Annotated in this window: 21 protein-coding genes, 1 tRNA gene and 1 pseudogene; 8 read left to right on the forward strand and 15 right to left on the reverse strand. The window is 70.8% G+C overall.

Annotation, left to right across the window (positions count from 1 at the left end; all coding sequences use genetic code 11):
• Positions 1-147 precede the first annotated feature (147 nt).
• Positions 148-990 (reverse strand): Cof-type HAD-IIB family hydrolase, encoded by an 843-nt coding sequence (locus tag ACFY8O_RS20335; RefSeq protein WP_387904244.1) that lies wholly within the window; start codon positions 988-990, stop codon positions 148-150.
• A gap of 235 nt (positions 991-1,225) precedes the next feature.
• A complete protein-coding gene (locus ACFY8O_RS20340; protein ID WP_145807911.1) occupies positions 1,226-2,137 on the reverse strand; it encodes an LLM class flavin-dependent oxidoreductase in 912 nt (303 codons plus the stop codon).
• Between the two features lie 197 nt (positions 2,138-2,334).
• Here ACFY8O_RS20340 and ACFY8O_RS20345 point away from each other — a divergent pair, with 197 nt between their 5' ends.
• Positions 2,335-2,625 carry a hypothetical protein gene (locus ACFY8O_RS20345; RefSeq protein ID WP_145807909.1) on the forward strand — a complete coding sequence of 97 codons (291 nt, stop codon included), beginning with the start codon at positions 2,335-2,337 and terminating at the stop codon, positions 2,623-2,625.
• 90 nt (positions 2,626-2,715) lie between these two features.
• Here ACFY8O_RS20345 and ACFY8O_RS20350 read toward each other — a convergent pair whose 3' ends face one another.
• The gene (locus tag ACFY8O_RS20350; RefSeq protein WP_387904249.1) at positions 2,716-3,258 is read right to left on the reverse strand and encodes an RNA 2'-phosphotransferase; all 543 of its coding nucleotides are present in this window, start codon (positions 3,256-3,258) and stop codon (positions 2,716-2,718) included.
• A 350-nt stretch (positions 3,259-3,608) separates the two neighbouring features.
• Entirely contained in the window at positions 3,609-5,411 is a 1,803-nt protein-coding gene (locus ACFY8O_RS20355) for an SDR family oxidoreductase (protein ID WP_387904252.1), read from the reverse strand.
• 271 nt (positions 5,412-5,682) lie between these two features.
• Here ACFY8O_RS20355 and ACFY8O_RS20360 point away from each other — a divergent pair, with 271 nt between their 5' ends.
• From ACFY8O_RS20360 to ACFY8O_RS20385, 6 genes and pseudogenes are all read left to right on the forward strand, one after another.
• Positions 5,683-6,702: an ABC transporter ATP-binding protein gene (locus ACFY8O_RS20360; protein WP_387904255.1), complete on the forward strand. Its 1,020-nt coding sequence runs from the start codon at positions 5,683-5,685 to the stop codon at positions 6,700-6,702.
• On the forward strand, positions 6,692-7,600 hold the full coding sequence (locus ACFY8O_RS20365) for an ABC transporter permease (RefSeq protein ID WP_387904257.1): 909 nt from the start codon (positions 6,692-6,694) through the stop codon (positions 7,598-7,600). Before ACFY8O_RS20360 ends, ACFY8O_RS20365 begins: the two co-directional genes overlap by 11 nt.
• Positions 7,597-8,508 carry an ABC transporter ATP-binding protein gene (locus ACFY8O_RS20370; RefSeq protein WP_145807901.1) on the forward strand — a complete coding sequence of 304 codons (912 nt, stop codon included), beginning with the start codon at positions 7,597-7,599 and terminating at the stop codon, positions 8,506-8,508. The genes ACFY8O_RS20365 and ACFY8O_RS20370 overlap by 4 nt, the downstream gene beginning before the upstream one ends.
• A 30-nt stretch (positions 8,509-8,538) precedes the next feature.
• Complete coding sequence (locus ACFY8O_RS20375) at positions 8,539-9,258, forward strand: ABC transporter permease (RefSeq protein WP_145807899.1); 720 nt, start codon at positions 8,539-8,541, stop codon at positions 9,256-9,258.
• Positions 9,259-9,541: 283 nt separating this feature from the next.
• Positions 9,542-10,224 (forward strand): annotated as a pseudogene (locus ACFY8O_RS20380) (hypothetical protein).
• 241 nt (positions 10,225-10,465) lie between these two features.
• A tRNA-Ser gene (locus ACFY8O_RS20385) sits at positions 10,466-10,552 on the forward strand.
• A gap of 159 nt (positions 10,553-10,711) precedes the next feature.
• Here ACFY8O_RS20385 and ACFY8O_RS20390 read toward each other — a convergent pair.
• From ACFY8O_RS20390 to ACFY8O_RS20430, 9 genes are all read right to left on the reverse strand, one after another.
• Positions 10,712-11,527: an HAD family hydrolase gene (locus tag ACFY8O_RS20390; RefSeq protein WP_387904262.1), complete on the reverse strand. Its 816-nt coding sequence runs from the start codon at positions 11,525-11,527 to the stop codon at positions 10,712-10,714.
• Positions 11,524-12,801: a serine--tRNA ligase gene (gene serS / locus ACFY8O_RS20395; protein ID WP_145807893.1), complete on the reverse strand. Its 1,278-nt coding sequence runs from the start codon at positions 12,799-12,801 to the stop codon at positions 11,524-11,526. Before serS ends, ACFY8O_RS20390 begins: the two co-directional genes overlap by 4 nt.
• A gap of 732 nt (positions 12,802-13,533) precedes the next feature.
• Complete coding sequence (pheA, locus tag ACFY8O_RS20400; protein ID WP_387904264.1) at positions 13,534-14,469, reverse strand: prephenate dehydratase; 936 nt, start codon at positions 14,467-14,469, stop codon at positions 13,534-13,536.
• Positions 14,470-14,536: 67 nt separating this feature from the next.
• On the reverse strand, positions 14,537-15,856 hold the full coding sequence (efeB, locus tag ACFY8O_RS20405; protein WP_387904266.1) for an iron uptake transporter deferrochelatase/peroxidase subunit: 1,320 nt from the start codon (positions 15,854-15,856) through the stop codon (positions 14,537-14,539).
• A 5-nt stretch (positions 15,857-15,861) separates the two neighbouring features.
• Positions 15,862-17,913 (reverse strand): copper resistance CopC/CopD family protein, encoded by a 2,052-nt coding sequence (locus ACFY8O_RS20410; RefSeq protein WP_387904269.1) that lies wholly within the window; start codon positions 17,911-17,913, stop codon positions 15,862-15,864.
• Positions 17,914-17,926: 13 nt separating this feature from the next.
• The gene (locus ACFY8O_RS20415; protein ID WP_145807885.1) at positions 17,927-18,373 is read right to left on the reverse strand and encodes a copper chaperone PCu(A)C; all 447 of its coding nucleotides are present in this window, start codon (positions 18,371-18,373) and stop codon (positions 17,927-17,929) included.
• Positions 18,370-19,026 (reverse strand): SCO family protein, encoded by a 657-nt coding sequence (locus ACFY8O_RS20420; protein ID WP_387904272.1) that lies wholly within the window; start codon positions 19,024-19,026, stop codon positions 18,370-18,372. Before ACFY8O_RS20420 ends, ACFY8O_RS20415 begins: the two co-directional genes overlap by 4 nt.
• Before the next feature lie 45 nt (positions 19,027-19,071).
• Complete coding sequence (locus ACFY8O_RS20425) at positions 19,072-19,803, reverse strand: YcnI family copper-binding membrane protein (protein WP_387904274.1); 732 nt, start codon at positions 19,801-19,803, stop codon at positions 19,072-19,074.
• A gap of 104 nt (positions 19,804-19,907) precedes the next feature.
• Complete coding sequence (locus ACFY8O_RS20430; RefSeq protein ID WP_387904277.1) at positions 19,908-20,723, reverse strand: hypothetical protein; 816 nt, start codon at positions 20,721-20,723, stop codon at positions 19,908-19,910.
• Between the two features lie 259 nt (positions 20,724-20,982).
• Between ACFY8O_RS20430 and ACFY8O_RS20435 the strand changes: the two genes are divergently transcribed.
• The gene (locus ACFY8O_RS20435) at positions 20,983-21,540 is read left to right on the forward strand and encodes an ATP-binding protein (RefSeq protein WP_387904278.1); all 558 of its coding nucleotides are present in this window, start codon (positions 20,983-20,985) and stop codon (positions 21,538-21,540) included.
• 54 nt (positions 21,541-21,594) lie between these two features.
• On the opposite strand, the gene ACFY8O_RS20440 is transcribed toward ACFY8O_RS20435, so the two are convergent.
• Both ACFY8O_RS20440 and ACFY8O_RS20445 read right to left on the reverse strand, forming a co-directional pair.
• A complete protein-coding gene (locus ACFY8O_RS20440) occupies positions 21,595-23,058 on the reverse strand; it encodes an aminopeptidase P family protein (protein WP_387904280.1) in 1,464 nt (487 codons plus the stop codon).
• 98 nt (positions 23,059-23,156) lie between these two features.
• Positions 23,157-24,578, reverse strand: coding sequence for a SpoIIE family protein phosphatase (locus ACFY8O_RS20445; protein WP_387904563.1), 1,422 nt, complete (start codon positions 24,576-24,578; stop codon positions 23,157-23,159).
• Positions 24,579-25,167 lie beyond the last annotated feature (589 nt).

Here is a 25,167-nt window from a genome sequence, read left to right on the forward strand (position 1 = left end):
GGGCCGCAGAGAGCGGGGCCGTGGCGACGAGCCGGTCCGTCGGCCCGGTGCGTGGCCTCAGGGCGTGGGGCGGCGGGTGGTCCCGACGCGTGGGCTCAGCGGGTCGCCTGAGCGCGCGGTCGCAGCGGGTGGTCCCGGCGCGCGGTCTCAGCGCGTGGCGAGGATCCGCTCGATGACGACCGCGACACCGTCCTCGTCGTTGGTGAGTGTCACCCCGGAAGCGGCGGCCACCGCGGCCGGATGGGCGTTGCCCATGGCGAACGAGGCGCCCGCCCAGCTCAGCATCTCCACGTCGTTGGGCATGTCACCGAAGGCGACCACCTCCTCCGCGGCGATCCCGCGCTCGGCGCAGCACGCGGCGAGCGTCGCCGCCTTGGAGACGCCGGGACCGCTGATCTCCAGCAGCGCGGTGGGGCTCGACCTGGTGAAGGAGGCGCGGTCCCCGGCGGTCTCGCGCGCCAGCACGAGGAAGGCGTCCGGGGCCATCTCGTGGTGATGGGCGAGGACCTTGAGGACCGGAGTTCCGCTGCCCGGGGTCTCCTCGTACAGCAGCTTCTCCGCGACCGCGACCGTGGCGCCCGGGTCCATGTGGAACGGGGGGTAGGCCGGTTCGTAGTGGATGCCGGTGGCCAGTTCGACGGCGAACGACACGCCGGGGGCGGCCTCGCGCAGCGCCGCGACCACGTCCAGGGCGACCGCACGGTCGAGCGGGAAGACCTCGACGAGCCGTCCTTCGTGGAGATCGGCGACAGCGGCGCCGTTCGCGCAGATCGCCATGCCGTGGCCCTGGACGTGTGCGCTGACGATGTCCATCCAGCGGGCGGGCCTGCCGGTGACGAAGAAGACCTCGATCCCCGCGGCTTCGGCCCCCGCCAGTGCGGCGATCGTCCGGTCCGACAGGGTCTTGTCGTCGCGCAGCAGAGTGCCGTCCAGATCGGTGGCGATCAGGCGGGTCACGGCAGGAAGGGGCGAGTCGGAGGCTGAGGTCACCCGCTCATTCTCCCGTACACGTCGCACGGGCGTGCAGAGGGGCGCACATTTGAGAGCACAAGCCCCTGAACTGGGGTACATGACCAAGGCATATGACAACGGCGCGGGGTGTACCGGGTGGACGGTTCCCGCTCCGGCCGCCCGACGGGAGCGCCGTTCCGGTCGGGGCGGAATGTCCCGTTCGCCCGCCGGGCCGGGCGCCTGGCGGCCCGGCCCGGACGGGGTTGGTGAGGCGTCAGGCGAGCTGAGCCGTTCCTTCGGTGGCGATGCGTTCGAAGACCTCGGTGTCCGCGGCGAAGCCGGAGTCCGGTACGGGCCAGTGGACGACGATCTCGGTGAAGCCCAGCTCGAAGTGCCTCCCCGCGAAGTCCACGAAGGCGTCGAAGGACTGGAGCGGACGGTCCGGAGTGAAGCCCGTGAGGAGGATCTTGTCCAGCTCGGAGACGTCCCGCCCGGCTTCCTCGCAGGCCGCGCCCAGCCGGCTGATCTGGCCGCGGATGGCTGCCACGGACTGCTCGGGGGTGCCGGCCTCGAACAGCTTGGGGTCACCGGTGGTCACCCACGCCTGGCCGTACCGGGCGGCGAGCTCGAGTCCACGCGGCCCGGTGGCGGCGATCGCGAAGGGCAGCCGCGGCCGCTGTACGCAGCCGGGGATGTTCCGGGCCTCGTTGGCGGCGTAGAACCTCCCTTCGTGCGTCACCGAGGGCTCCCGGAGCAGACGGTCGAGCATCGGCACGAACTCCTCGAAGTGGTCGGCGCGTTCCCTCGGCGTCCACGGCTCCTCACCGCTACGGCGCAGCGTGGTGGCGTCGAAGCCGTTGCCGCCGGCGCCGATGCCGAGCGTGATCCGTCCGTCGGACACGTCGTCGAGGGTGATGAGGTCCTTGGCGAGCGTCACCGGGTGCCGGAAGTTGGGTGAGGTGACCAGAGTGCCCAGGCGCAGCCGCTCGGTGGCCGCCGCTGCGGCGGTCAGGGTCGGGACCGCTCCGAACCACGGGCCGTCGCGGAAGGTGCGCCACGCCAGATGGTCGTAGGTGTACGCCGCGTGGAAACCCAGGTCCTCGGCGCGCGCCCACAGGGCCCGGCCGCCGTCGTTCCAGCGGTGGATGGGCAGGATCACGGTGCTCAGTCGGCGCGAGGAGGTCATACCCCGACTCTACGGCGACGGCTCGAGGGCTTCGTGGGTCGCCTCGGGCCTCCGGGCGGGGAGGAACGCCGGACGGGCCGGGTGGCAGTGGTTGCCGGGGAGGAGAGCCGGGGCGACGCTGGAGGGGAGCCTCGCCGGTCATGCCCGCGCAGGTGTGCACGGCGCCCGCCGGGGTCCGCAGGAAGGAAATGGTCGTCATGAGGATGTTGCTCACCGCGCAGATGGACACCGAGACCGCCAACCGTGCGGTGTCCGACGGAACCCTGCCGAAGGTCATCGAGGAGATCGTCGAGCACCTCAAGCCGGAAGCGGCGTACTTCACGCTCCGGAACGGGCAGCGCTCCTGCCTGATGGTGTTCGACATGGAGGACTCCGCCCAGATGCCGCCCCTCCTGGAGCCGTTGTTCCACGCGAACTCCAGCGTCAGCCTGCAGCCGGCGATGAACCTCGACGATCTGCGGGCGGGACTGGGCGGCATGAAGCGCTGACTGCGGTGGGAGCCGGCCGACCGCCGGCAGGGGGAACCGGTCACCGGCAGAGGGGCGTCCGGTCCCCGGGCGGACCGGCGGTGCGGGGAGTCATTCGCGCAGACGCAGGAACGCGGGCGGCACCGCGTCGGTGAGCCACACCCCGTTGGCGCTGACATGGAAGAGGTGCCCCGCCCGGTGCATGGCGCCCGCGTCCACGGAGAGGACGACCGGCACGCCCCGCCGGGCGCCGACGCGCACGGCGGTGGCACGGTCGGGCGAGAGGTGGACGTGGTGCCGGTTCATGGGGCGCAGCCCTTCGGACCGGATGCTGTCGAGAGCTTGGGCGATGGTGCCGTGGTAGAGGTACGACGGCGGCGCGGCCGGGGGCAGGTCGAGGTCCACGGTGACCGAGTGCCCCTGGTTCGCACGGATGCGTCCGGCGTCGACGGCGAAGCGCTGCTTGTCGTTCACCGCGACCACGTGGTCGAGCTCCTCCGGAGTGATCGTGAAGCCGTTCCGGGCGCACGCTCCCAGCAACTCGTCCACCTCCACCCAGCCGTGTGGATCGAGGGTGATTCCCAGCCGTTCCGGTCGGTGCCGCAGATGCTTCGACAGGTACTTGGACACCTTGACGGTGCGTTTCTCGTCCATGCCGTCAGCGTCCCGTGCCCGCGGCCCCTGACGCACCCCGATTTCACTCGGCGTTCTCGGAATTCATGACCGATCGAAGGTTTGATCCACAGCCAACTCGCCTTATCCACAGGCTTTTTGGCGCTGCTGTGGACAACTGACGCGCATTACACCCCATTTGCGTAACTAACCCTATTATGAGGCGCTTTGTAATGAAAAGGCACGTTAAGCGGCTCAACGCGGGGCTCCAGCGGGCCGGAACGCCAACGGGCGCTAGGCAGCGCACGAGTTGCAGCACCCCGTGGCGGCCTCAAATGAAAACGACCTGCACAGACCGGCGTTAGGGCCCCGAGAGCTGAACTCCGCGTACGTCACAGCGGCGGCTTCACCCGCGCCACCCCGCGCAGGACCGAAGGGCCGAACCGGGACAGCAGACGCGCCGCCCGTGCTTCGGGTGTCACGGGCACGACGGCGCGGTTGTGCACCACGGCTTCGAGGATTGCGTGAGCCACCTTCTCCGCAGGGTGGTTGCGCAGGCCGTACAGCCGCCCGGCTCGTGTACGCAGGCGCGCCTCCTCCGCGTCGTCGGCTCCGGCGAAGTGCGCCGTCGCGGTGATGCCGGTCGTGACGAAGCCGGGGCATATCGCGCTGACGCCGATCTCCTGTCCGGCGAGTTCGGCACGCAGGCATTCGCTGAGCATCAGGACCGCGGCCTTGGACGTGCTGTACGCGGGCAGCGCACGGGAAGGCTGATACGCCGCTGCGGAGGCGACGTTGACGATGTGGCCGCCCTGCCCCCGGCGCGTCATCTGGCCTCCGAAGATCCGGCAGCCGTGGATGGCCCCCCACAGGTTGACGTCGAGAACGTTCCGCCAGTCCTCGCTGGTGGTGTCGAAGAAAGAACCCGACAGCCCGATGCCGGCGTTGTTCACGAGGACGTCGACGACGCCGTGCCGGGAGGAGAGTCTTTCGGCGAGCTCCTCCATCGCCTTCTCGTCCCGGACGTCCAGCACTTCGGCCCACGCGGCGCCGGCGCCGACGCGCAGGGCCGCCTCCGCTGTCCGGGCCGCTCCCTCCTCGTCCACGTCCACCGCCACCAGCCGTGCGCCGGCCGCCGCGAAGGCCAGGGCGGTGGCGCGTCCGATGCCGGAGGCGGCTCCCGTCACGAGGACCAACTGGCCCCCGAAACGGTCCGCGTGGGGGCCTGTGGCGCGCCCCGGCGCCGGAACGGAGTGCGCCGGACCGGCCGGGACAGATTCCGCCACGTCGTACTGTCCGGCGTCCACGGCCGATACGAACTCCGAGATCCACGAGGTCAGTTGGCCGGGCCTGGTGCGCGGGACCCAGTGCTTGGCCGGCAGGCTGCGGCGGACCAGTCGGGGCGCCCACTCCTCCAGGTCGTCATGGAGCACCGGTGAGAGGAAGGCGTCTCCGGTAGGGATGATCAGCTGGACCGGTACGTGGGCGTACGCGTCCGCCCGCGGCCGGCGAAGCCGCGAGCGGATGTTGTCGCGGTACAGCCAGGCGCCGTGGGCCGCGTCCTTCGAGAGGGACGACGTCGGGTACCCGTCCGCGGGCACCTTCTCCATCCTCCGCAGGATGCGCGGCCACTGCCTGCCGAGCGTGCCGCGCCAGGCCAGCTCGGGCAGCACTGGGGTGTGCAGCGCGTAGACGTACCAGGACTTCGCTCCCTGGCCGAGCAACTGCCCCACCCGGCGCGGGCTGGGGTGGGACATCCGGCGCTTGATCCAGTGCCCGAAGTGATCGAGGGACGGCCCGGACATCGAGGTGAAGGACGCGATCCTGCCCTTGGTCCGCTCCACCGTCACGAATTCCCACGACTGCACCGAGCCCCAGTCGTGGCCGACCACGTGCACCGGCCCGTCCGGGCTCACCGCGTCCGCGACGGCGAGGAAGTCGTCGGTCAGTTTCTCCAGGGTGAAGCCGCCGCGCAGCGGCTTGGGGGTCGTCGACCTGCCGTGGCCCCGCACGTCGTACAGCACCACGTGGAACCGGTCCGCCAGCCGCCGCGCGACCTCGGACCAGACCTCCTTGCTGTCCGGATAGCCGTGCACCAGCACGACCGTCGGCCGGGCCGGATCGCCCAACTCGGCCACGCATAGCTCGATTCCACCCGTACGAACCCAGCGCTCGCGCGCGTCTCGCAGATCCACGCCGTCTCCTCGTCCCTGTGCCGGCGTCGCGGTACGCGTCCGTAACGTGACACCGACGAATGTGGCAATTGCCGGGCCGCCGCGTCAAGGGATGCCCGGAACCTGTGGACAACTCCCTGTGGACATGTCCCTTTCTGTGCCCGGTGGCCGGACACCGCGGTGGGTCCACCCTCCGTGGGGTCCCCTTACGGGTCCCTACACCTGGAGTCGGACGCCGATACAGCCGTCTGGTCTGACGACGCCAGTGGCGTGCGCCACTACCTTCGTAGACGTGACTGTGATCGCAATCGAAAGCCTGAGCAAGCGGTTCCCGAGGGTGACCGCGCTTGACCGGCTCTCCTTGGACATCGGACCGGGTGTGACCGGCCTGGTGGGTTCCAACGGGGCCGGCAAGTCCACACTGATCAAGATCCTTCTGGGTCTCTCCCCCGCCACCGAAGGCCGGGCCGCGGTGCTCGGGCTCGACGTCGCCACCGAAGGCGCCGCGATCCGGGAACGGGTCGGGTACATGCCCGAGCACGACTGCCTGCCGCCGGACGTGTCGGCGACCGAGTTCGTCGTGCACATGGCGCGGATGTCCGGACTGCCGCCGACCGCCGCGCGGGAGCGCACGGCGGACACGCTGCGCCACGTCGGCCTGTACGAGGAGCGCTACCGTCCCATCGGGGGCTACTCGACCGGCATGAAGCAGCGCGTGAAGCTGGCGCAGGCCCTGGTCCACGACCCGAAGCTCGTCCTGCTCGACGAGCCGACCAACGGTCTCGACCCGGTCGGACGCGACGAGATGCTGGGCCTGATCCGCCGCGTGCACACCGACTTCGGGATCTCGGTGCTGGTCACCTCGCACCTCCTCGGGGAGCTGGAGCGGACCTGCGACCACGTCGTCGTCATCGACGGCGGCACCCTGCTGCGGTCCAGCTCCACCAGTGACTTCACCCAGACCACCACCACGCTGGCCGTCGAGGTCACCGACAGCGACACCCACCCCGACGGGACGGCCGCCCTGCGTGAGGTCCTCACCGGCGCCGGGATCAAGCTCGTCGGGCACGACGGTCTCGACACCGAGGGTCTGCCCGGTGCCGGGCACATCCTCCTGGTGGAGGCGACGGGCGAGGAGACGTACGACCTGGTGGTCGACAGCGTCGCCGGGCTCGGTCTTGGGCTCGTCCGCATGGAACAGCGGCGCCACCGCATCGCCGAGGTCTTCCGCACCGAAGAGGCACCCCGGGCGGCCGTGGTGGCGGCAGCGGGCGCCGGACAGCAGAAGGGGAGCGGTCGCGATGAGCGCTGAGACCAGGAACGCGGCCGGGAGCGAGACCTCCCGGATCCACAACATCGGCTACCGCTCGTACCTCGGTGTCCGGCTGGGCAGGGCCTATGCCCGCCGTTCGCTCTACTCGCAGTCCCTGCGGGGCTCGTTCGGGCTGGGCAGGTCCGCCAAGTCGAAGGTGCTGCCGATGCTTCTGTGCGGGGTCATGTGCCTGGTGGCACTGATCCTTGTCGCGGTCGCCATGGCGACACCCGGCATGACGAAGCTCCCCATCGAGTACACGGCCTTCGCGATCTATCTGCAGGCCGTGATCGGGCTGTTCATCGCCTCCCAGGCGCCGCAGTCGGTGTCCAGGGACCTGCGCTTCAAGAGTGTGCCGCTGTACTTCTCGCGTCCGATCGAGCGCGTCGACTACGTGGTCGCGAAGTTCGCCGCCATGGCCTCGGCCCTGCTCATCCTCACCGGGCTGCCGCTCGTCATCCTCTACGTGGGCGCGCTGCTGGCGAAGTTCGACTTCGCCGACCAGACCAAGGGCTTCGGACAGGGGATGGTCTCGGTGGCACTGCTCTCCGTCCTGTTCGCCGGCCTCGGACTGGTGGTCGCCGCGCTGACACCGCGCAGGGGCTTCGGAGTCGCCGCGGTGATCGCCGTCCTGACCATCACCTACGGCGCGGTCTCCACGGTCCAGGCGATCGCCTGGGAGACGGACTCCGCGGACGCCATCACCTGGCTCGGGCTGTTCTCCCCCATCACGCTGATCGACGGGGTGCAGACCGCCTTCCTCGGTGCCTCCTCCGCCTTCCCCGGAGGCGAGGGCCCCGGAGCCGCCGCCGGTGTCGCCTATCTGATCGTTGTCCTCGCGCTCGTCCTCGGCTCGTACGCCGTGCTGATGCGCCGCTACCGGAGGGTCGGGCTGTGACCACCATCGAGATCGACCACACCTCCCGCTGGTTCGGGAACGTGGTCGCCGTCAACGACGTGAGCATGACCGTGGGCCCCGGTGTCACCGGTCTGCTCGGCCCCAACGGCGCCGGCAAGTCCACGCTGATCAACATGATGGCCGGCTTCCTCGCGCCGTCGACCGGCACGGTGACGCTCGACGGTACGCAGATCTGGCGCAACGAGGCGGTCTACAAGGCCATCGGGATCGTGCCGGAGCGGGAGGCGATGTACGACTTCCTGACCGGCAAGGAGTTCGTCGTGGCCAATGCCGAGCTGCACGGACTGGGTGAGGCGGCGGCGCGGACGGCGCTGGCCACGGTCGAGATGGAGTACGCCCAGGACCGCAAGATCTCGACGTACAGCAAGGGCATGCGCCAGCGCGTCAAGATGGCGTCCGCGCTGGTCCACGACCCCTCGGTGCTGCTGCTCGACGAGCCGTTCAACGGGATGGACCCGCGTCAGCGGATGCAGCTGATGGACCTGCTGCGCCGCATGGGCGCCGAGGGCCGTACGGTGCTCTTCTCCTCGCACATCCTGGAGGAGGTCGAGCAGCTCGCCTCGCACATCGAGGTCATCGTGGCGGGCCGCCATGCCGCGTCCGGCGACTTCCGGAAGATCCGTCGGCTGATGACGGACCGGCCGCACCGCTATCTCGTCCGCTCCAGCGACGACCGGGCCCTCGCCGCCGCGCTCATCGCCGACCCGTCGACGGCCGGGATCGAGGTCGACGTGACCGAACAGGCCCTGCGCATCCAGGCGGTCGACTTCGGCCGGTTCACCACGCTGCTGCCGAAGGTGGCGCGTGACCAGGGGATCCGGCTGCTGACCGTCTCCCCGTCCGACGAGTCCCTCGAATCGGTCTTTTCCTATCTCGTAGCGGCCTGAGTAGTGGCCTGAAAGGAGCTGTGAAGCGTCATGTACGACCCCACAGTCGCCCGGCTCACCTACCGGGCCCTGCTCGGCCGGCGCCGGGCCGCCATCCTGTTCGTCCTGCCCGTCCTCCTGGTCGCCATCTCGGTGGCGGTACGGGCGTTCGCCGGAGCCGACGACGGTGTGGCCTCCGGCGTGCTGGGCGGATTCGCCCTGGCCACGATGGTGCCGTTGATCGGTGTCATCGCCGGGACGGGTGCGATCGGTCCGGAGATCGACGACGGTTCGATCGTCTATCTCCTGGCCAAGCCGGTGAAGCGGCCCACGATCATCCTGACCAAGCTGATCGTCGCCGTCGCCGTCACGATGCTCTTCTCGGCCCTGCCGACCTTCGTCGCCGGCCTCGTCCTCAACGGCAACGGCGGCCAGATCGCCGTCGCCTACACCATCGCGGCGCTCGTCGCCTCGATCGCGTACAGCGCGCTGTTCCTGCTGCTCGGCACCGTCAGCCGGCACGCGGTGGTCTTCGGTCTGGTGTACGCGCTCGTGTGGGAGGCGCTCTTCGGCAGCCTGGTGCCCGGAGCCCGCACCCTCAGCGTGCAGCAGTGGTCCCTCTCGCTCGCGGAGAAGGTCGCCGGGGACGGCCTGGTCACCGCGGATGTCGGGCTTCCGCTGGCGACGGTGCTGCTGGTCGCGGTGACCGTCGGTGCCACGTGGTACGCGGGCCAGAAGCTGAGGGCGCTCAAGCTCGCCGGCGAAGAGTGAGACCGCGCCCTCGCCGGACGGCTCCCGCCCCCTCCGGGCGGGGGCCGTCCTGTGAGCGGACGGAAAGCGGCGTAACTGTGCGGTTATCGGCTCGTTGGGCCGAGTGCGTGGAGGCAGCTGGAATCCGTGGCGTCGAGCTTTCGTGAATGTGGGGAAGGCCGGCAGCGGTGGGGTGACGCCCCCCGGGCCGGTCATCGAGTGAGTGGCAACCGTGAGCGTCCTCCGCCCTCACAGCCCGGGGACAGGGCCGTTGCCGTCGTCCCTGCGCACGGAAGGCATGCCCATGCCCACGGAAGTCGCCCTGCTCGAATCCCCGGCCCTCCGAGGCGAGCACATGCGGCGGGTCGAGGTTCTCGACAAGGTGAAGATCCTTGTCATGCTCCCCGACGGAATGCACCTGCGCACGGAGGAGGTGGCTCGCTACTTCGAAGTATCCACAGCCTCGGTCCGGAAGCTGACGGACCGGCACCAGCGGGAGCTGGCGGGCAACGGCATGAGGGTGCTGCGCGGCGCTGAGCTGCGATCCATCCACGGCGCCACGGTGCCCCCGCGCGCGAGTGGGGAGGGGAGTGGTCCACAGGGGGTCACGCACCTTCGGCTCTACACCCGCAGGACCGTGCTCAACGTCGCCATGCTTCTCCGCGACAGCGACATCGCGCGCAGTGTCCGGACCCACCTGCTCGACGAGGAGGAGGACCTCGCGGCCTCCTACGTATCCCTCGACCGCCGTGTCACCCGCATCGAGGGGTGTCTCGCCGGCGTGGGGAGTGCGCTCCAGGAGCTGGGTCCCGTACTCGGCCGCATGTCGCGGCGGCTCGACTCCCTCGACCCGAAGCTGGACGTCACGCAGTCGGTGCCATCAGCCTCCGGCTCACCGATGTCGCCCAGGACGTCGCCCGGCTCGATGCCCGGATGGACGAACTCACCGACGTGCTGAGGGAGCTGGGCCGCCGCAGGAGCGGCTGACGCCACCGGGCACGCCGCGGAGAAAACCGGTGGCCCCCGGACGCGGCCTCGGGCACAGTGAGGGGGACGGCGTGCGAGACGCCGGTCACCGGTACCGGGAGAGGAGCGCGGCGATGACCAGGAGTCCGAGTCCGTCGTGTTCCCGGCAGGGTGGTCCGCAGCCGGCTCCGCGGTAGCTTCATCAGCCGCCCGCGGCAGGACCCCCAGGGTGGCCCGGCGCGCATCGCGCGGCCACCCTCCCGGAGGATTGGCCGAGTGGTAAGGCAGCGGCTTGCTAAGCCGTCGTCGGGGTGCGAGCCCCGCGCGCGTTCGATCCGCGCATCCTCCGCAGTGGCCCGGAAGCGCCGCCCGGCGCCCGGCGGTACCGCGCACACGTTCCCCGGGCAGCGTCACCCTTCTCCCGGCGTACACGCGGGGCCCGGGAACGCCGGCGCCGTACCGCGCACACGCGCGTGGGCCGGGAGCGGCAAGCGCCCCCGGCCACCGCTCACACGCGCGAGGCCGTCCGGAGCAGTTCCTCCAGCACCACCGCGATGCCGTCGTGCTCGTTCGACGCGGTGATCTCGTGCGCCACGGCCTTCAGCTCGTCATGGGCGTTGGCCATGGCCACGCCGTGCTGCGCCCAGCCGAACATGGGGATGTCGTTCGGCATGTCACCGAACGCCAGCGTGTCCGACGCCTTGAGTCCCAGCCGCCGGGCGGCCAGGGAGAGACCGGTCGCCTTGCTCAGCCCCAGCGGCAGGATCTCCACCACACCCGGGCCGGCCATGACCACGTTCACCAGGCTGCCGACGGCCTGCCGCGCGGCCTCGGCCAGGGCGTCGTCGTCGAGCTCCGGATGCTGGATGTAGACCTTGTTCAGCGGAGCGGTCCACATCTCGGCCGGGTCGTCCATGAGGTGGGTGGGGAGCGGCCCTTCCTGCACCCGGTAGCCGGGGCCGACGAGAACCTCGCCCTGGAGTCCGTCGCGGCTCGCGGCCAGCGCGAGCGGACCGACCTCCGCCTCGATCTTGGACAGCGCGAGCCCGGCGAGCTGCCGGTCCAGGGTCAGGGAGGTCAGCAGCTTGTGCTCGCCGGCGTGGTAGACCTGCGCGCCCTGCCCGCAGACGGCCAGGCCTTCGTAGCCCAGGTCGTCCAGGATGTGCCGGGTCCAGGGCACCGCCCGTCCGGTGACGACGATGTGTGCCGCGCCGGCCGCGGTGGCCGCGGCCAGCGCCTCACGGGTGCGCTCGGAGACCGTGTGGTCGTCGCGCAGCAAGGTGCCGTCGAGATCCGTGGCGACGAGCTTGTAGGGGAACGTCACTTGGAGACCGGCTCCAGGACCTCGCGCCCGCCCAGGTACGGACGGAGGACTTCCGGCACCCGCACCGAGCCGTCGGGCAGCTGGTGGTTCTCCAGGATGGCGACGATCGTGCGCGGTACGGCGCAGAGCGTGCCGTTCAGCGTGGCCAGCGGCTGGACCTTCTTGCCGTCGCGCATGCGGACGGAGAGCCGGCGCGCCTGGAAACCGTCGCAGTTCGACGCGGAGGTCAGCTCGCGGTACTTGCCCTGGGTCGGGATCCACGCCTCACAGTCGAACTTCCGCGAGGCCGACGCTCCCAGGTCGCCGGTGGCGACATCGATCACCTGGAACGGCAGCTCCAGGCCGGTCAGCCACTGCTTCTCCCAGTCCAGGAGCCTGCGGTGCTCGGCCTCGGCGTCCGCGGGGTCGACGTACGAGAACATCTCGACCTTGTCGAACTGGTGGACCCGGAAGATGCCCCGGGTGTCCTTGCCGTACGTCCCGGCCTCACGGCGGAAGCAGGGGGAGAAGCCCGCGTACCGCAGGGGCAGCTTGTCGGCGTCGATGATCTCGTCCATGTGGTACGCCGCGAGGGGAACCTCCGACGTGCCGACGAGGTAGTAGTCGTCCTTCTCCAGGTGGTAGACGTTCTCCGCGGCCTGGCCGAGGAAGCCCGTGCCCTCCATGGCGCGCGGGCGTACCAGCGCGGGGGTCAGCATGGGGACGAACCCTGCCTCGGTGGCCTGCGCGATCGCCGCGTTGACCAGGGCGAGCTCGAGCAGTGCGCCGACGCCCGTGAGGTAGTAGAAGCGTGATCCGGAGACCTTGGCGCCGCGCTCCATGTCGATGGCGCCGAGCGCCTCGCCGAGTTCGAGGTGGTCCTTGGGCTCGAAGCCCTCCGCCCCGAAGTCACGGATGGTGCCGTGCGTCTCCAGGACGACGAAGTCCTCCTCGCCACCGACCGGTACGTCCTCGTGGACGATGTTGCCGAGCTGGAGGAGCAGCCGCTTGGCCTCGGCGTCGGCCTCGTCCTGGGCGGCGTCGGCCGCCTTGACGTCGGCCTTGAGCTGATCGGCCTTCTTGAGGAGTTCGGCGCGCTCCTCGGGGGTGGCCTTGGGGATCAGCTTCCCGAGCGACTTCTGCTCGGAGCGGAGTTCGTCGAAGCGGACGCCGGACGACCTGCGCAGCTCGTCGGCGGAGAGCAGGGCGTCGACGAGTGCGACGTCCTCTCCACGGGCGCGCTGGGAGGCGCGAACACGGTCGGGGTCCTCACGGAGCAGGCGAAGGTCAATCACCCCTCAAGGCTACCGGTGCGGCTGTCCGCTGCTCGAACCGATATCGACGTGCGTGGCGCTTTGCCCGAATTGCCGGAATCAATAAGGTCGAGGGGAATCAGGGCCGGGTGGTGGGCACCGCTCGTCAATAAAAGGGTCCCATTGCCTCGAAAAGGGAACAGCCGCGCTGGATGTTTGACGCATCAGCGGTGCGGGGGCGGGGAGTTGAGGGCGACGGTGTGACGTGTTGTCCACAGGTTCCAGGTGATCCAATTAGTTATCCACAGGCTGTGAAGAAGATCTGTGGATGCCGGAAGGGATCGTTCCGAAACTGGCGAGATGTGCCAGGGATTCACCCCCTAAACCCCATCCGTGCACTCATTCGGGTGGGTATTCCTCGTTCCAAAGAGTTGATCTACGGAATTGGGGCGACACAGGCGGGGCTGTGGAGTGGTGGGTGATCTAGGGCTCCTGGGTGATTTGTCGACCATGTCGCCTTGCGGTGTCGACTTGTCCCCAGGCGTGGGGCCTGCCCTGTGGATAACTCTGTGTGAAACGGCGGTCGGCGGACAGGACCGGTGGATACCGCAGCAGCCTCCGCGCCGGAAGGCCTGGACGGCTTCCCCAGGAGGCCCGGCCCCGTAACGGCGGCTCTGTCCGGAGCCGCGCCGGAGACCCCGCCGCCGCGTCTCCCGGCCGCCCACCGTCCCGGCGGCCCGGCGCAGGACATGGTCACGGCAACGGCATCGGCCTTCAGGCCCGGCCGTCCTGGCTGCGGGCCAGCCAGTCGGACGCCTCCGCGAAGTCCCTGTCCGACGTCCCGACCCGCAGGGCGCGTACGTCCTCGGGCGCCACCCCGGCACGGGGGTAGGACCCGAGGAAGCGCACATTGGGGCAGATCCGCTTCAGCCCCATCAGGGCCTCGCCGACCCTGCGGTCCGCGATGTGGCCTTCGGCGTCCAGGGCGAAGCAGTAGTTGCCGATTCCCTCTCCAGTGGGCCGGGACTGGATCAGCATGAGGTTGACCCCTCGTACGGCGAACTCCTGGAGCAGTTCGAGCAGAGCACCCGGGTGGTCGTCGCCGAGCCAGATGACCACGGACGTCTTGTCGGCCCCCGTAGGTGCGGACGGCCTGGCCGGACGCCCGACCAGCACGAAGCGGGTCTGCGCGTTCTCCGCGTCGTGGATCTCCGTGACCAGTGGTTCCAGCCCGTAGGTCGCGGCGGCGAACTCGCCGGCGAAGGCGGCGTCGTAGCGCCCCTCCTGCACCAGCCGGGCGCCGTCCGCGTTCGAGGCCGCCGACTCCCACAGCGCGCTGGGCAGATGGGCCGCCATCCAGTTGCGGACCTGCGGCTGTGCGGCGGGGTGGGCCGTGACGGTCTTGATGTCCGTCAGCTTCGTCCCGGGGCGCACCAGCAGCGCGAACGTGATCGAGAGCAGCACCTCGCGGTAGATCATCAGGGGAGCGCCCGTGGTCAGCTCGTCCAGCGTCGCGCTGATCCCGCCCTCGACGGAATTCTCGATGGGGACGAGTGCCGCCGCCGCCTCCCCGTTCCGCACGGCGTCCAGCGCGGCCGGAACCGAGACCATGGGGACGAGTTCGCGGGTCGCGGCTTCGGGGAGGGTGCGGAGGGCCACCTCGGTGAACGTGCCTTCGGGACCGAGGTAGGCGTAGCGCGTGGCTGACATGCGGTCAGCCTAAGGGGCGCCGGGACAGGCCTGCGCGCCTCGCGCCCCCGGCGGAAGCTCCCGCACCTCACGCCTCCAGCAGCCGCTGCCCCACGTACTCCCCGGCCGCCGCGCCGCCCGGGACGGCGAACAGCCCGCTCGCCTCGTGCCGGATGAACGGGGAGAGAGCGTCCCCACGGTCCAGTTTGCGCTGCACGGGGATGAACCCCTTGAACGGATCGGCCTGCCAGCAGATGAAGAGCAGCCCGGCGTCCGGGGTGCCGTCCTCGGAGATGCCGTCGTGGTACGAGAACGGGCGGCGCAGCATCGCGGCGCCTCCGTTCTTCTCGGGGGAGGAGATCCGGGCATGCGCGTTGGCGGCGATCAGCGGCTTCCCGTCCGGACCCCTCTTGTCCAGGTCCATCGCGGTCGTCTCCGACCCTCCGCTCAGCGGGGCGCCGTCCGCCTTGCGGCGCCCGATGATCTGTTCCTGGCGCGTGACCGTGAGCTCCTCCCAGTCGTCCAGGAGCATCCTGATCCGGCGGACCACGGCGTACGAGCCTCCCGCCATCCAGGAGCTCTCCGCCGAGCCGCCGGACGGCACGAAGATCCGCTCGTCGAAGTCGCTCTCGGTCGGCTTCGGGTTGTTGGTGCCGTCGACCTGCCCCATGAGGTTGCGCGCCGTCATCGGACGGGCCGTGGCACCCGGGGTGCGGTTGAAGCCGTTCATCTGCCACCGGACCCGGGCCGTCGATCCGGCCTCCTTCTGCAGGGCGCGGAGCGCGTGGAAGGCCACGAGCGCGTCGTCCGCACCGATCTGCACCCAGAGGTCGCCGTCGGACCGGCGGGAGTCGAGGTGGTCGGAGGAGAAGGCCGGCAGCGGGTCCAGGGCGGCCGGCCTGCGGCCGGTCAGGCCGGTACGGGCGAAGAACGTGCGCCCGAAACCGAAGGTGACGGTGAGGGAGGAGGGCCCGGCGTCCAGGGCCACCCCGGTGTCGTGCCCCCGGCCGCCTTCCGCCGGCTCACCGGCCATCAGCCGCTCGGCCGCGGCGGACCAGCGGCGCATCAGGGCGGCGGCCTCCTTGCGGCCCGCACCCGCTGCCAGGTCGAAGGCGACCAGATGGCCTCGGGCCTGAAGCGGAGTGGTGATCCCCGGTTGATGTTTCCCGTGAAACACCGCCTGGGTCGAGCCGACCGTGGTCAGAGCGGTCGCCTCGTCGTCCTGAGCGGCGGCATAACCGCCCACGCCGCCGGCCGCGCCCAGGACGAGTCCTGCCGCGCCCGCGGCTCCCACGCCGCCGATCAGCCGACGCCGCGAGACGGCGCGCCCGTCGTGACCGGAGTCGTCGAGACGGGCGGCGCCGCGTGCGGCACCGCTTCCTCCGGGGACATCCTTCTTCTTGCTCACCCTGCTCAGCCGATCTTCACGTTCTTGTCGATGGTGGTCTGGTCGATGTCCGACGTGCGGACCGTCACCGCGACCTTCCAGTCGCCCGCGATCGGGATCTGCACGTTGCTCGCCGTCCAGTGCCCCGCGGTGAGGCGGTCCGGGACGACCGGAAGAGGACCGATGTCCTTGGACTCCAGGGTGAAGGCGAGCTTCACCTCGGGTACGTCGAGCGGCTGGTTGCCGGGTCCGTCGACCCAGAGGTGCACGTTGTTCGAGCCGGTTCCGCCGGGGGAGATGTCCAGACGGACGGTCCCCTTGCCGTTCCGGCCGCCGGTGTCGAACGGAAGGCTCAGACTCGACTGGCCACCGGTCACCGGTGTGGCAGCCGCGGGGGCCGCGCCACGTGCGGCTTCCTCCTCGGTACGGCCGGGTTCGGTGGACGTCAGGATCGTCGTGACGGCGAGGAGCACCACGGCGACGGCCGTCTCCACCAGCACCGAGCGTCGCAGCCCCGCTCGTTCCGGGTCGGCGTCGCGGGCGCGCTTCTCCTTCGTCGCCGTCAGGGCGGCGCGCTGGCGGGCGAGCTGCGCCGCGCGCTCCGGGTCGACCTCCTCGCCCGGCGGCGGCTCCTCGTCGGCGGTGTCCCGGGCGGGGGACGCGGTCTGCGTGGCGGGCGCGTCCGAGGAGCCGGACGCCCCGGGACCGGCCGCGGGGAGGGACGGCTTCGCATCCGCCGAGGACACGGAGACGACCGGCTCCGCGACGGCCTCCGCGTCGGTGGGCCCGGCGTCCACGGCCCCCGCACCGGCGGGCTCGGTCAGCCGGGCCGTCCAGCGCCGGGAGATCCACGCGACCCCGACGAGCACGGCCACGAGCGCCACCTTGAGGAGCAGCAGCTGGCCGTACCGCGTGCCGGTCAGCGCGGACCACGAACCCACCTGCCGCCAGGACTGGTAGAGCCCGGTCGCGGCGAGGACGAGAACACTGCCGAACGCGAGGCGCGAGAACCGCCGTACGGCGCCGGCCGTGATGTCCGGCGTGCGGTACAGCGCGACGAGCAGCGCGGCGAGTCCGCCCAGCCAGCCGGCGACGGCGAGCAGGTGGAGCACGTCGACGGGCATGGCGATGCCCGGCTGGATGCCCGTGGAGGCGTGCTCGGCCAGGGCCCACGTACCGGCGATCCCCGTGGCAATGACCGCTCCGCCTATGGCGAGTCCGAAGGTGAGGTCCTGCTTCTCCTTCTCGTCCTCGCGCTTGGCGTACGCCCCGAAGAGGACCGCGATGAAGAGGGCGGAGGCTCCCAGGAGCAGGAGCCGGGAGACCAGCGCGGCCCCCGGCTTGGTGTCCAGCACGGCTTGCAGGCCGTCGAGGTCGAAGGCGTCCGAGAGCTTGCCGGAGCCGGTGTAAGGGCTGCGCAGGAGCAGCATGACCAGGGTGGCCGCGGTCAGCGTGATCCAGCCGCGCACGACGAGGCGCTGGAGGGGCCGCGCGCCCGCGCCGCGCTGCCAGCAGGCCAGGACGAAGGCGGATCCGCCCGCGAGCAGGACGAAGCCCGCGTACGCGGCGTAGCGCGCGATGCCGTAGAGAGCTCCCACGAGGCCGCCGCCCGCCTCGGCCGAGGGGAGCGCCACCGTGGTCTCCGAGGGAGCGCCCACGGAGAAGGTGAACGCGCCGGCGACGGGGTGACTGTCCGCGGACACGGCCTGCCAGGCCACGGTGTACGTGCCGTCGGGCAGCCCGCTGTGGAGCTGGACGCCGTACCGTACGGCGCCCCCGCCGGTCATGTCGCGGGGGGCGCCCGAATCGGCGCGCTTCCCGCTCGGGTCCAGGACCCGGATCGAGTCGTCGCCCATGGCGATCTGCTCGGAGAAGGTGAGGGTGACCTCTGCGGGGGCGGTGGCGACCACCGCCCCGTCCTGCGGGTCGCTCCCCGTGAGAGCGGCGTGCGCGGACGCGGGACTCGCGCCTGCCAGCACCAGGCCGAACAGCAGGCTGATCAGCGCGGCGAGGGGCGCGACCGCGGCGAGCGGCCGTCGTATCGGGGAGGGCCCGGAGCGCGGGGCGGTGGCCGTCATGGGTGTCAGTACCTCATCGCTTCGTCGGGTCGTAGGTGGTCTCCTTCACGGGAATGTCGACCGTGATGGGGTCGGCCTTCTCGAAGTGCAGTTCCACGGAGACCGTCTCTCCTTGCTTGGGCTGTTTCTTGAGGTCGGTGAACATGATGTGACTGCCACCGCGTTCCAGATCGAGCTCGCCCCCGGCGGGCACCTCGAAGGAGGAGACCATCCGCATCGTCCGGTTCACCGTCTCGTGGATGGAGACGTGGTCCGAGAGCGCGCTGGTCACCGAGGTGAGCCGGTCGGTGGCGCCGCCGCTGTTCTTCACGAGGAGGAAGCCGGCCGCCATGTCGCTGACGGGCTGCGGCATGAAGGCGCCCGACACCTCCAGTCGCGGTGCGCTGTCCGAGGAACACGCCGTCAGTGCCAGCCCGGTGGTGAGGGCCAGGGCACCGGCGACGGCGGTGCGGCGGTTCACGGGGTCTCCCCCTCGACGAGCTTGGGGAGGTCCTCGGTGTAGTCCTCCGCCGTGGTGTCCTCGCTGTAGAGCACGTACCCCTTGTCGGTCTTCGGGGAGAAGGCGATGACCTGGGCCCCGTGCATCGAGACGACCGTGCCGTCCTTCTCCTTCTTCGGCGGGTCGATGCCGATGCCGATCTGCCGTGCTCCCGCCTGGATGGCCGGGAAGTCTCCGGTGAGACCGGTGAAGTCGGGGTCCTGGGCCTTGAGCCAGCTGCCCAGCGACGCCGGGGTGTCCCGCTCGGGGTCCGTGGTGACGAAGACGACCTGGAGCTTGTCCTGGTCGGCCTCGGGCAGGGCCCGCTTGGCGAGCGCGATGTTGCTCATGGTCAGCGGGCACACGTCGGGGCAGTTGGTGTAGCCGAAGTAGATGAGTGTCGGCTTGCCCTTGGTCCGCTCACGCAGGTCGTACTTCTTGCCGTGGGTGTCGGTCAGCACGAGGTCGGGCTTGGTGAACGGCTGGTCGAGCACGGTCGCGGGCTTGGATCCGGTCGCGCCGGAGACCTCGGCGACGGACGTGTCCGCCGGGTCTTCGCCGCTGCCGCAGGCGGAGAGGGTCAGTGCGGCCACGGCGGCGAACGCCGCGGCCAGCACCTTCTTCTTGCTGTGCATGGAGAGCTGGTTCCTGGTCTGTGATGACGTGCGGGGCAGGGTGGGTCAGGCGGCGCGGCGACGGCCGGCGAGGACGCCGAACGCGACACCGGCGACACCGATGACGATGCCGACGACGCCGAGCACCCGGGCGGTGCTGTCGCTCGTCGAGGAGCCGGCGCCCTCCGAGGACGCCGTCGTCTCCTTCGCGTGTGCGGTCTCACCGCTCTTGTCGTCGGCCGCCGCGCCGTGGGCGTCGGCCGATCCGGCGGTCAGTGCGAGGACGGGGGCGGGGTGCTCGGGCTCCTCGCCGCCTTCGGGGGTCTCTTCGATCCAGCGGACGACCTCACCCTCGCTGTAGGTCTGGAGCGCCTTGAAGACCAGCTGGTCGGCGTCCTCGGGGAGCTGACCGACGGAGAGCGGGAACTGCTCGAAGTAGCCGGGCTCGATGCCGTCGCCGTCCGCGGTCCAGGTGACCTTGGAGACGGCTTCGGTGATCTTCTTGCCGTGGACGTCGAGCGGCTCGGCCAGCTTGCTCTTGGTGACGGCGATCTTCCAGCCGGGCACTGGCTGCGGGCTCACGGACGCCAGCGGGTGGTCCGTCGGGAAGCTGACCTCGAGCTTGACGGTGGAGGCGTCGTCACGCTCGTTGGGGACCTTGAAGTTGACGGTCGCGTAGCCGCCCTTGGCGGCCTCCCCCTGCGGCTGCACGCTGACGTGCGCGGAGGCGGGGCCGGCGAGCAGCAGGACGGTGGACGCGGCGACACCGGCGGCGACGGCGATACGGGAGATGTTCATGGCAGGGATCACTCCACAGGCACGAGGAAAAGGTGGTCCGGCGCGCGGACGCGCGACGGCATCACGACCACCTCGTCACCGGAATCCCCGGCGGAGGGGTCGCGTCAGGCTGCGCGTACGTATACGGGCGGAGGCCCGCGCCTGATCACCATGTGCAGCAGTGGGTCCCCGCAGGCGGGCGCGGAGGCGTCCACGGCGGTACGGGGACGGCGCGGCCCGGTCGTGGGCCGCCCCGGAAGTCCCGCACGCAGGGCGCGTACGAGTGCCATGGCCGCCCTGAGCGCCCGCAGCCGGGCTCCGGCGGCGAGCTGCCGGCCGCCCTGGGCGGAGAGCCTGGCGATCCGGAAGAGCGCGATCTCGCCGCGGCGCAGCAGCCAGCCCGTCGCGAGGGCGGCGAGCAGGTGCCCGAGGAACATCGGCAGGCTGGGCAGGCAGGACATCGCCGTGGCCAGCGCACCGGGGTCGGGAGCCGCGGCGGCCGATCCGGATGCCAGGTGGGTGTGGCCCTGGGCGACGGAGGCGGGGTCGATGCCCGCCGTGGCCACGATGCGGTGGGCCTCACCGGCGCTCAACTGCGCGGGCCCCGCCCCGCAGACGAGCCCGGCGGCGAACCGGATCAGCGAATCGTCCCCGGAGGCGGTGGCGGTTACCGCGTGCCGCCCCGCGCCGAAGACGGCGTGCAGGGCGATCTGCCCGGCCGCCAGAGCGGCCGTGATGGAGAGCAGCGTGCGCTCACGTCCGGCGAGCGCCGCCGCCACGGCGAAGACGCCGAGGAAACCGGCGAGCAGAGTCCGGCCGGACACACCCGCGCCACCCGCGAGGCCGTGCCCCCCAGCGGCGAGCACGACACAGACCGCGGTGAACACCGCGGTCCTCAGGAGCCGCATTCCGGCTCCGGCGCGTGCGACAGGCATAGACATGGCGGGGTCATCATCCCACTGGGTCCCCGGTTCCCGTACGGCAGGTCCGGAAGGTCGGCATCCGTCCCCATCGGGGAGTGAACGGGGTGTGTTGCGCCTGTTCGGACCGGGTCCGGCGCCTGCTGCGGGCCCGGCATACACCGGTGAACGGAATATTCGCATCCGCCGAATGAGCGCTCTCACAGCGGATTGGTGCTTACGAAGCGTCGTCCGAGGCAATACGTAACGGTATGTCGAGCCGCAGCCAGGAGGCTGGAGCATGAGCATGTGGTGGTCACTCCATTTGCGGCGCGAAGCTGCGAGCGTCCCGCTCGCCCGTCGTTTTCTGCTCGGCACCATGGAGACCGCGGGGGTGGATCCCGACATCTCCTACGACCTCTCGGTCGCGCTCAGCGAAGCCTGTGCGAACGCCGTCGAGCACGGCGGCGACCGGCAGGACGCGGGTGGTGCCGGAGGCGTCGCCCCCGGCCCCCCGGACGGCGAGCAGTCCGGACACGCCTGCGGGCAGTACCGGGTCACCGCTTATCTGGACGGCGAGAAGTGCCGCATCGAAGTCGCCGACTCGGGGCCCGGTTTCCCCCCACGTCGCACGCTTCGCACCGCCGCACAGCCGCACGCCGGGTATCCGGCGGGCGAACCCTCGCACACGCGCGCGAACCCGCACCCACCGGTGACGGCGGAGAGCGGCCGGGGGCTCTGCCTGATCGAGGAACTCGCCGATCACGTCCACTTCGGCAACGGTCCGGGGCGCGGCGCGGTGGTGAGCTTCGACAAGGTCCTGAAATGGCGGAAGGGCGCGCTGCTCATGGTGTCCTGAGCAGCACGCCCTCCGGCGCGCAGGGCCGCTGTCCGCGCCCTGTGCGTCAGCCCGTCAGCCCTTCAGTCCGGCCATCCAGGCCTCGACCTCGTCGGCGCGGCGCGGCAGCGCCGACGAGAGGTTCCGGTTGCCGTCCTCGGTGACGAGGATGTCGTCCTCGATGCGGACCCCGATGCCCCGGTACTCCTCGGGCACGGTCAGGTCGTCGGCCTGGAAGTACAGCCCGGGCTCGACGGTGAGGCAGACCCCGGGCTCCAGGATGCCGTTGACGTACGACTCGGTGCGCGCGACGGCGCAGTCGTGGACGTCCATGCCGAGCATGTGGCCGGTGCCGTGCAGCGTCCAGCGGCGCTGCAGCCCCAGTTCCAGGACCTTCTCCACGGTCAGGTCGCCCAGCAGGCCCCACTCGACGAGCTTCTCGGTGAGGACCCGCTGTGCGGCGTCGTGGAAGTCGCGGAAGGCGGCGCCGGGCTTCACCGCGGCGATACCCGCCTCCTGGGCCTCGTACACCGCGTCGTAGATCTTGCGCTGCAAAGGGCTGAACGTGCCGTTGATGGGCAGCGTCCGTGTCACGTCGGCGGTGTAGAGCTCGGTGGTCTCGACGCCGGCATCGAGCAGCAGGAGCTCGCCCGGGCGGACCGGGCCGTCGTTGCGGACCCAGTGCAGCGTCGTGGCGTGCGGGCCGGCCGCGCAGATCGAGCCGTAGCCGATGTCGTTGCCGTCGACGCGGGCGCGCAGGAAGAACGTGCCCTCGATGTAGCGCTCGCTCGTGGCCTCCGCCTTGTCGAGGACCTTCACGACGTCCTCGAAGCCGCGCGCCGTGGCGTCGCAGGCCTTCTGCAGCTCGGCGATCTCGAAGTCGTCCTTGACCAGACGGGCCTCGGAGAGGAAGACGCGCAGCTCCTCGTCGCGCTCCGCGGTGACCTTGTCGGTCAGGGCGGCCTCGATGCCCGCGTCGTGGCCCCGGACGTTGCGCACCGGGCCGGTGGCCTCCGTCAGTGCGGCGGGGAGCTCGCGGACGTCCTTCGCCGGGATGCCCAGCAGCTGCTCGGCCTCGGTGAGGGAGTGGCGGCGGCCGACCCAGAGCTCGCCCTGGCCGTCGAGCCAGAACTCGCCGTTCTCGCGGTCGGAGCGGGGCAGCAGGTAGATCGTCGCCTCGTGACCGTCGCCTGCCGGCTCCAGCACCAGGACGCCGTCCTGGGTGAGGTCGCCGGTGAGGTAGGCGTATTCGGTCGAGGCGCGGAAGGCGTACTCGGTGTCGTTGGAACGGGTCTTCAGGTTGCCCGCCGGGATGACGAGCCGCTCGCCGGGGAAGCGCGCGGAGAGCGCGGCGCGGCGGGCGGCGGTGTGCGCGGCCTGGGCGATCGGCTCCAGGCCGTGCAGCTCGGTGTCGGCCCAGCCGGACTTCATGTTCTCGGCGAGCTCATCGGAAATGCCCGGGTACAGGCCGTTCTTCCGCTGCTTGATCGGCTCTGCCTCAGCTTCTTCCGGGGTCTCCGGGATGAGCGCCTCAGACACGGTTTGTCCTCCTTGTACGACACTGGACCCCCTCCATCGTACGGGCGTGCGGAAGGGGGCCCAGGGCCGGAAGACCTCTTACAGCTCCGGAGGGGTCTTCAGTCGAAGCGGGCGGCCAGGACGACGACGTCCTCGCCGCCGTCGCCGCGGTCCGTGCCCTCGGGAAGGACGGAGTGCAGGATGTGGTCAGCGACGGCTCCGGGGTCCTGCCGTACGGCCTTCGGCACCCCGGCCGCCGCCGCGTGCAGCCGGGCGTACGCCCGGTCCATGGAGTCGCCGGTGCGGCGCAGCAGCCCGTCGGTGTAGAGCAGCACCGTTTCTCCTGCGCGGGGCGTGAACTCCACGCTGGGCGCCTCCCAGCACGACAGCATGCCCAGGGGCGCGGAGAGGCCGGTCTCCACGAACTCGGTGCGCCGGTCGCCGATCACCAGGGGCGGGGTGTGCCCGGCCCCCGCGAGCACGATCGAGCGGCGGTCCGGCTCGCAGTACGCGTAGAGGGCGGTCGCCGCGCGGGAGGGTTCGGTGAGCCGCAGCAGCAGTTCCAGGTCGGAGAGCACGGCGACAGGATCCTCGCCCTCCATCACGGCGTAGGCCCGCAGACCGGCGCGGAGCCGTCCCATGGCCGCGAGGGCCGTCGGCCCGGAGCCGCCGACCGAGCCCACGGCCAGGCCGAGCGCGTTGTCCGGGAGGGGGAGCGCGTCGTACCAGTCGCCGCCGCCTCCGGGTGCGGCACGCCGGCGGGCGGCCAGCCGCACTCCGGGGAGCCTGGGCAGCCGGTGGGGGAAGAGCTCCTCGGCGATGACGGCGGCATCCGCCCTGACGCGCTCCAGTTCGAGGAGGCGGGCCAGGTGTTCCGCCGCGTAGCGGCCGTAGACCCCGACGAGATGGCACTGACGTTCCAGAGGTCTTGCCGGTTCGTCGTACAGCCATACGGCCACACCCAGGCGCCCGGCCCCGGTGGCGAGGGGCAGGGCGTAACTGGCGGCGTGGCCGAGCCGGGCCGCGACCTCGCGGCAACGGGGGTCCAGGGCGGTGTCGCCGAGGATGTCGGGACTGGCCAGGGGGGCGTCGGCGCCCGGGTGCCCGTCGGGGAGGCGTCCGTAGGGGGCGGATCCGTGGGGGACCGTCTCGATGTGCCCGAGGTCGGCGTGGGTGAGGCCGAGCCCGATCGTGCGGCACGGCCCTCTGTCGTCGGCGGGTTCGAGGGCGAGCAGGCCCCGGCCGGCGCCGACCAGGGCCGCTCCGGCGTCCAGGATCTCGCGCAGGGCACCGTCCAGCGCGCTCGTCGCGGCCAGCCGCTCGGTGAGTTCGTGCAGGGTGGTCAGGTCGGAGACCCAGCCCGCCAGCCGGTCCTGGATGAAGGCTCCCGGTGCGGAGAGCGCACCTTCCGGAGGCGCTGCACTGTCCGTTGAAACGGGAACCATGGGATCGATTCCAGCCACTTTCGGAAGGTGGGGGGCGCTCATGGCAGTCGGCTTTCCGACCGGTGCGTTGTGTCGAATAGCATCGCAAACCCCCATGTCGTTCTGCGCCGCTATCGGTGCAACCACATGTACACGCCCCCACATGTACACGCAGAAGGAAGGTGATGTCCAGTATTGTCCTGACGATATTTATGGTGTCCGTTGGCCGGTTAACTTGGCCAAAAAATGCACCCCCGGGCGGCTATTTGCGGTCGACTGGGGGCGGCTCGACAGGGGGCGCCCTCGGGGTGAAATGCCGGAGGGAGCGTCATCCCGGGCATGCTGGGTACGTAATCGTGGATGGCCAGGGGCAGTTGCGACCGCCCAGGAACCCGACAGCGCGCCCGAACGTCCTCACCGATGACGGCCGCCCGCCCACCCCGAGTGGCGGGGTTGCACAAGGGACGGCACGCGCCGATGCGCACGCCGTCCGCGCGATGTTCTGACTGGACGACTCGGTTCGGTGCAACTCGGTTCGACTCGGCTCAGCTCCATTCTGTTCGGTTCCACTCTGCTCGGTTCGGCTCACGCTCGGCACCGGCCACTCGGCCGTACCGCAAGGCCGACGCGCAAGCACGCACAGCGAAGAGACGCACACGTGGTGTAACGAACACGTGGTGTGATGTGGACCTCGGCGTTCAACGGA

This window comes from Streptomyces argenteolus, from assembly GCF_042902585.1.
GTDB classification, from domain to species: domain Bacteria; phylum Actinomycetota; class Actinomycetes; order Streptomycetales; family Streptomycetaceae; genus Streptomyces; species Streptomyces argenteolus.

What these genes read in the sequence shown, in the direction of transcription:
- ACFY8O_RS20340 (WP_145807911.1), bottom strand. Translation starts at nt 2,137, where the DNA reads ATGACCTCCTCGCGCCGACTGAGCACCGTGATCCTGCCCATCCACCGC.
- ACFY8O_RS20345 (WP_145807909.1), top strand. Translation starts at nt 2,335, where the DNA reads ATGAGGATGTTGCTCACCGCGCAGATGGACACCGAGACCGCCAACCGT.
- ACFY8O_RS20350 (WP_387904249.1), bottom strand. Translation starts at nt 3,258, where the DNA reads ATGGACGAGAAACGCACCGTCAAGGTGTCCAAGTACCTGTCGAAGCAT.
- ACFY8O_RS20365 (WP_387904257.1), top strand. Translation starts at nt 6,692, where the DNA reads ATGAGCGCTGAGACCAGGAACGCGGCCGGGAGCGAGACCTCCCGGATC.
- ACFY8O_RS20375 (WP_145807899.1), top strand. Translation starts at nt 8,539, where the DNA reads ATGTACGACCCCACAGTCGCCCGGCTCACCTACCGGGCCCTGCTCGGC.
- pheA (WP_387904264.1), bottom strand. Translation starts at nt 14,469, where the DNA reads ATGTCAGCCACGCGCTACGCCTACCTCGGTCCCGAAGGCACGTTCACC.
- ACFY8O_RS20410 (WP_387904269.1), bottom strand. Translation starts at nt 17,913, where the DNA reads ATGACGGCCACCGCCCCGCGCTCCGGGCCCTCCCCGATACGACGGCCG.
- ACFY8O_RS20420 (WP_387904272.1), bottom strand. Translation starts at nt 19,026, where the DNA reads ATGCACAGCAAGAAGAAGGTGCTGGCCGCGGCGTTCGCCGCCGTGGCC.
- ACFY8O_RS20425 (WP_387904274.1), bottom strand. Translation starts at nt 19,803, where the DNA reads ATGAACATCTCCCGTATCGCCGTCGCCGCCGGTGTCGCCGCGTCCACC.
- ACFY8O_RS20430 (WP_387904277.1), bottom strand. Translation starts at nt 20,723, where the DNA reads ATGTCTATGCCTGTCGCACGCGCCGGAGCCGGAATGCGGCTCCTGAGG.
- ACFY8O_RS20435 (WP_387904278.1), top strand. Translation starts at nt 20,983, where the DNA reads ATGAGCATGTGGTGGTCACTCCATTTGCGGCGCGAAGCTGCGAGCGTC.
- ACFY8O_RS20445 (WP_387904563.1), bottom strand. Translation starts at nt 24,578, where the DNA reads ATGGGGGTTTGCGATGCTATTCGACACAACGCACCGGTCGGAAAGCCG.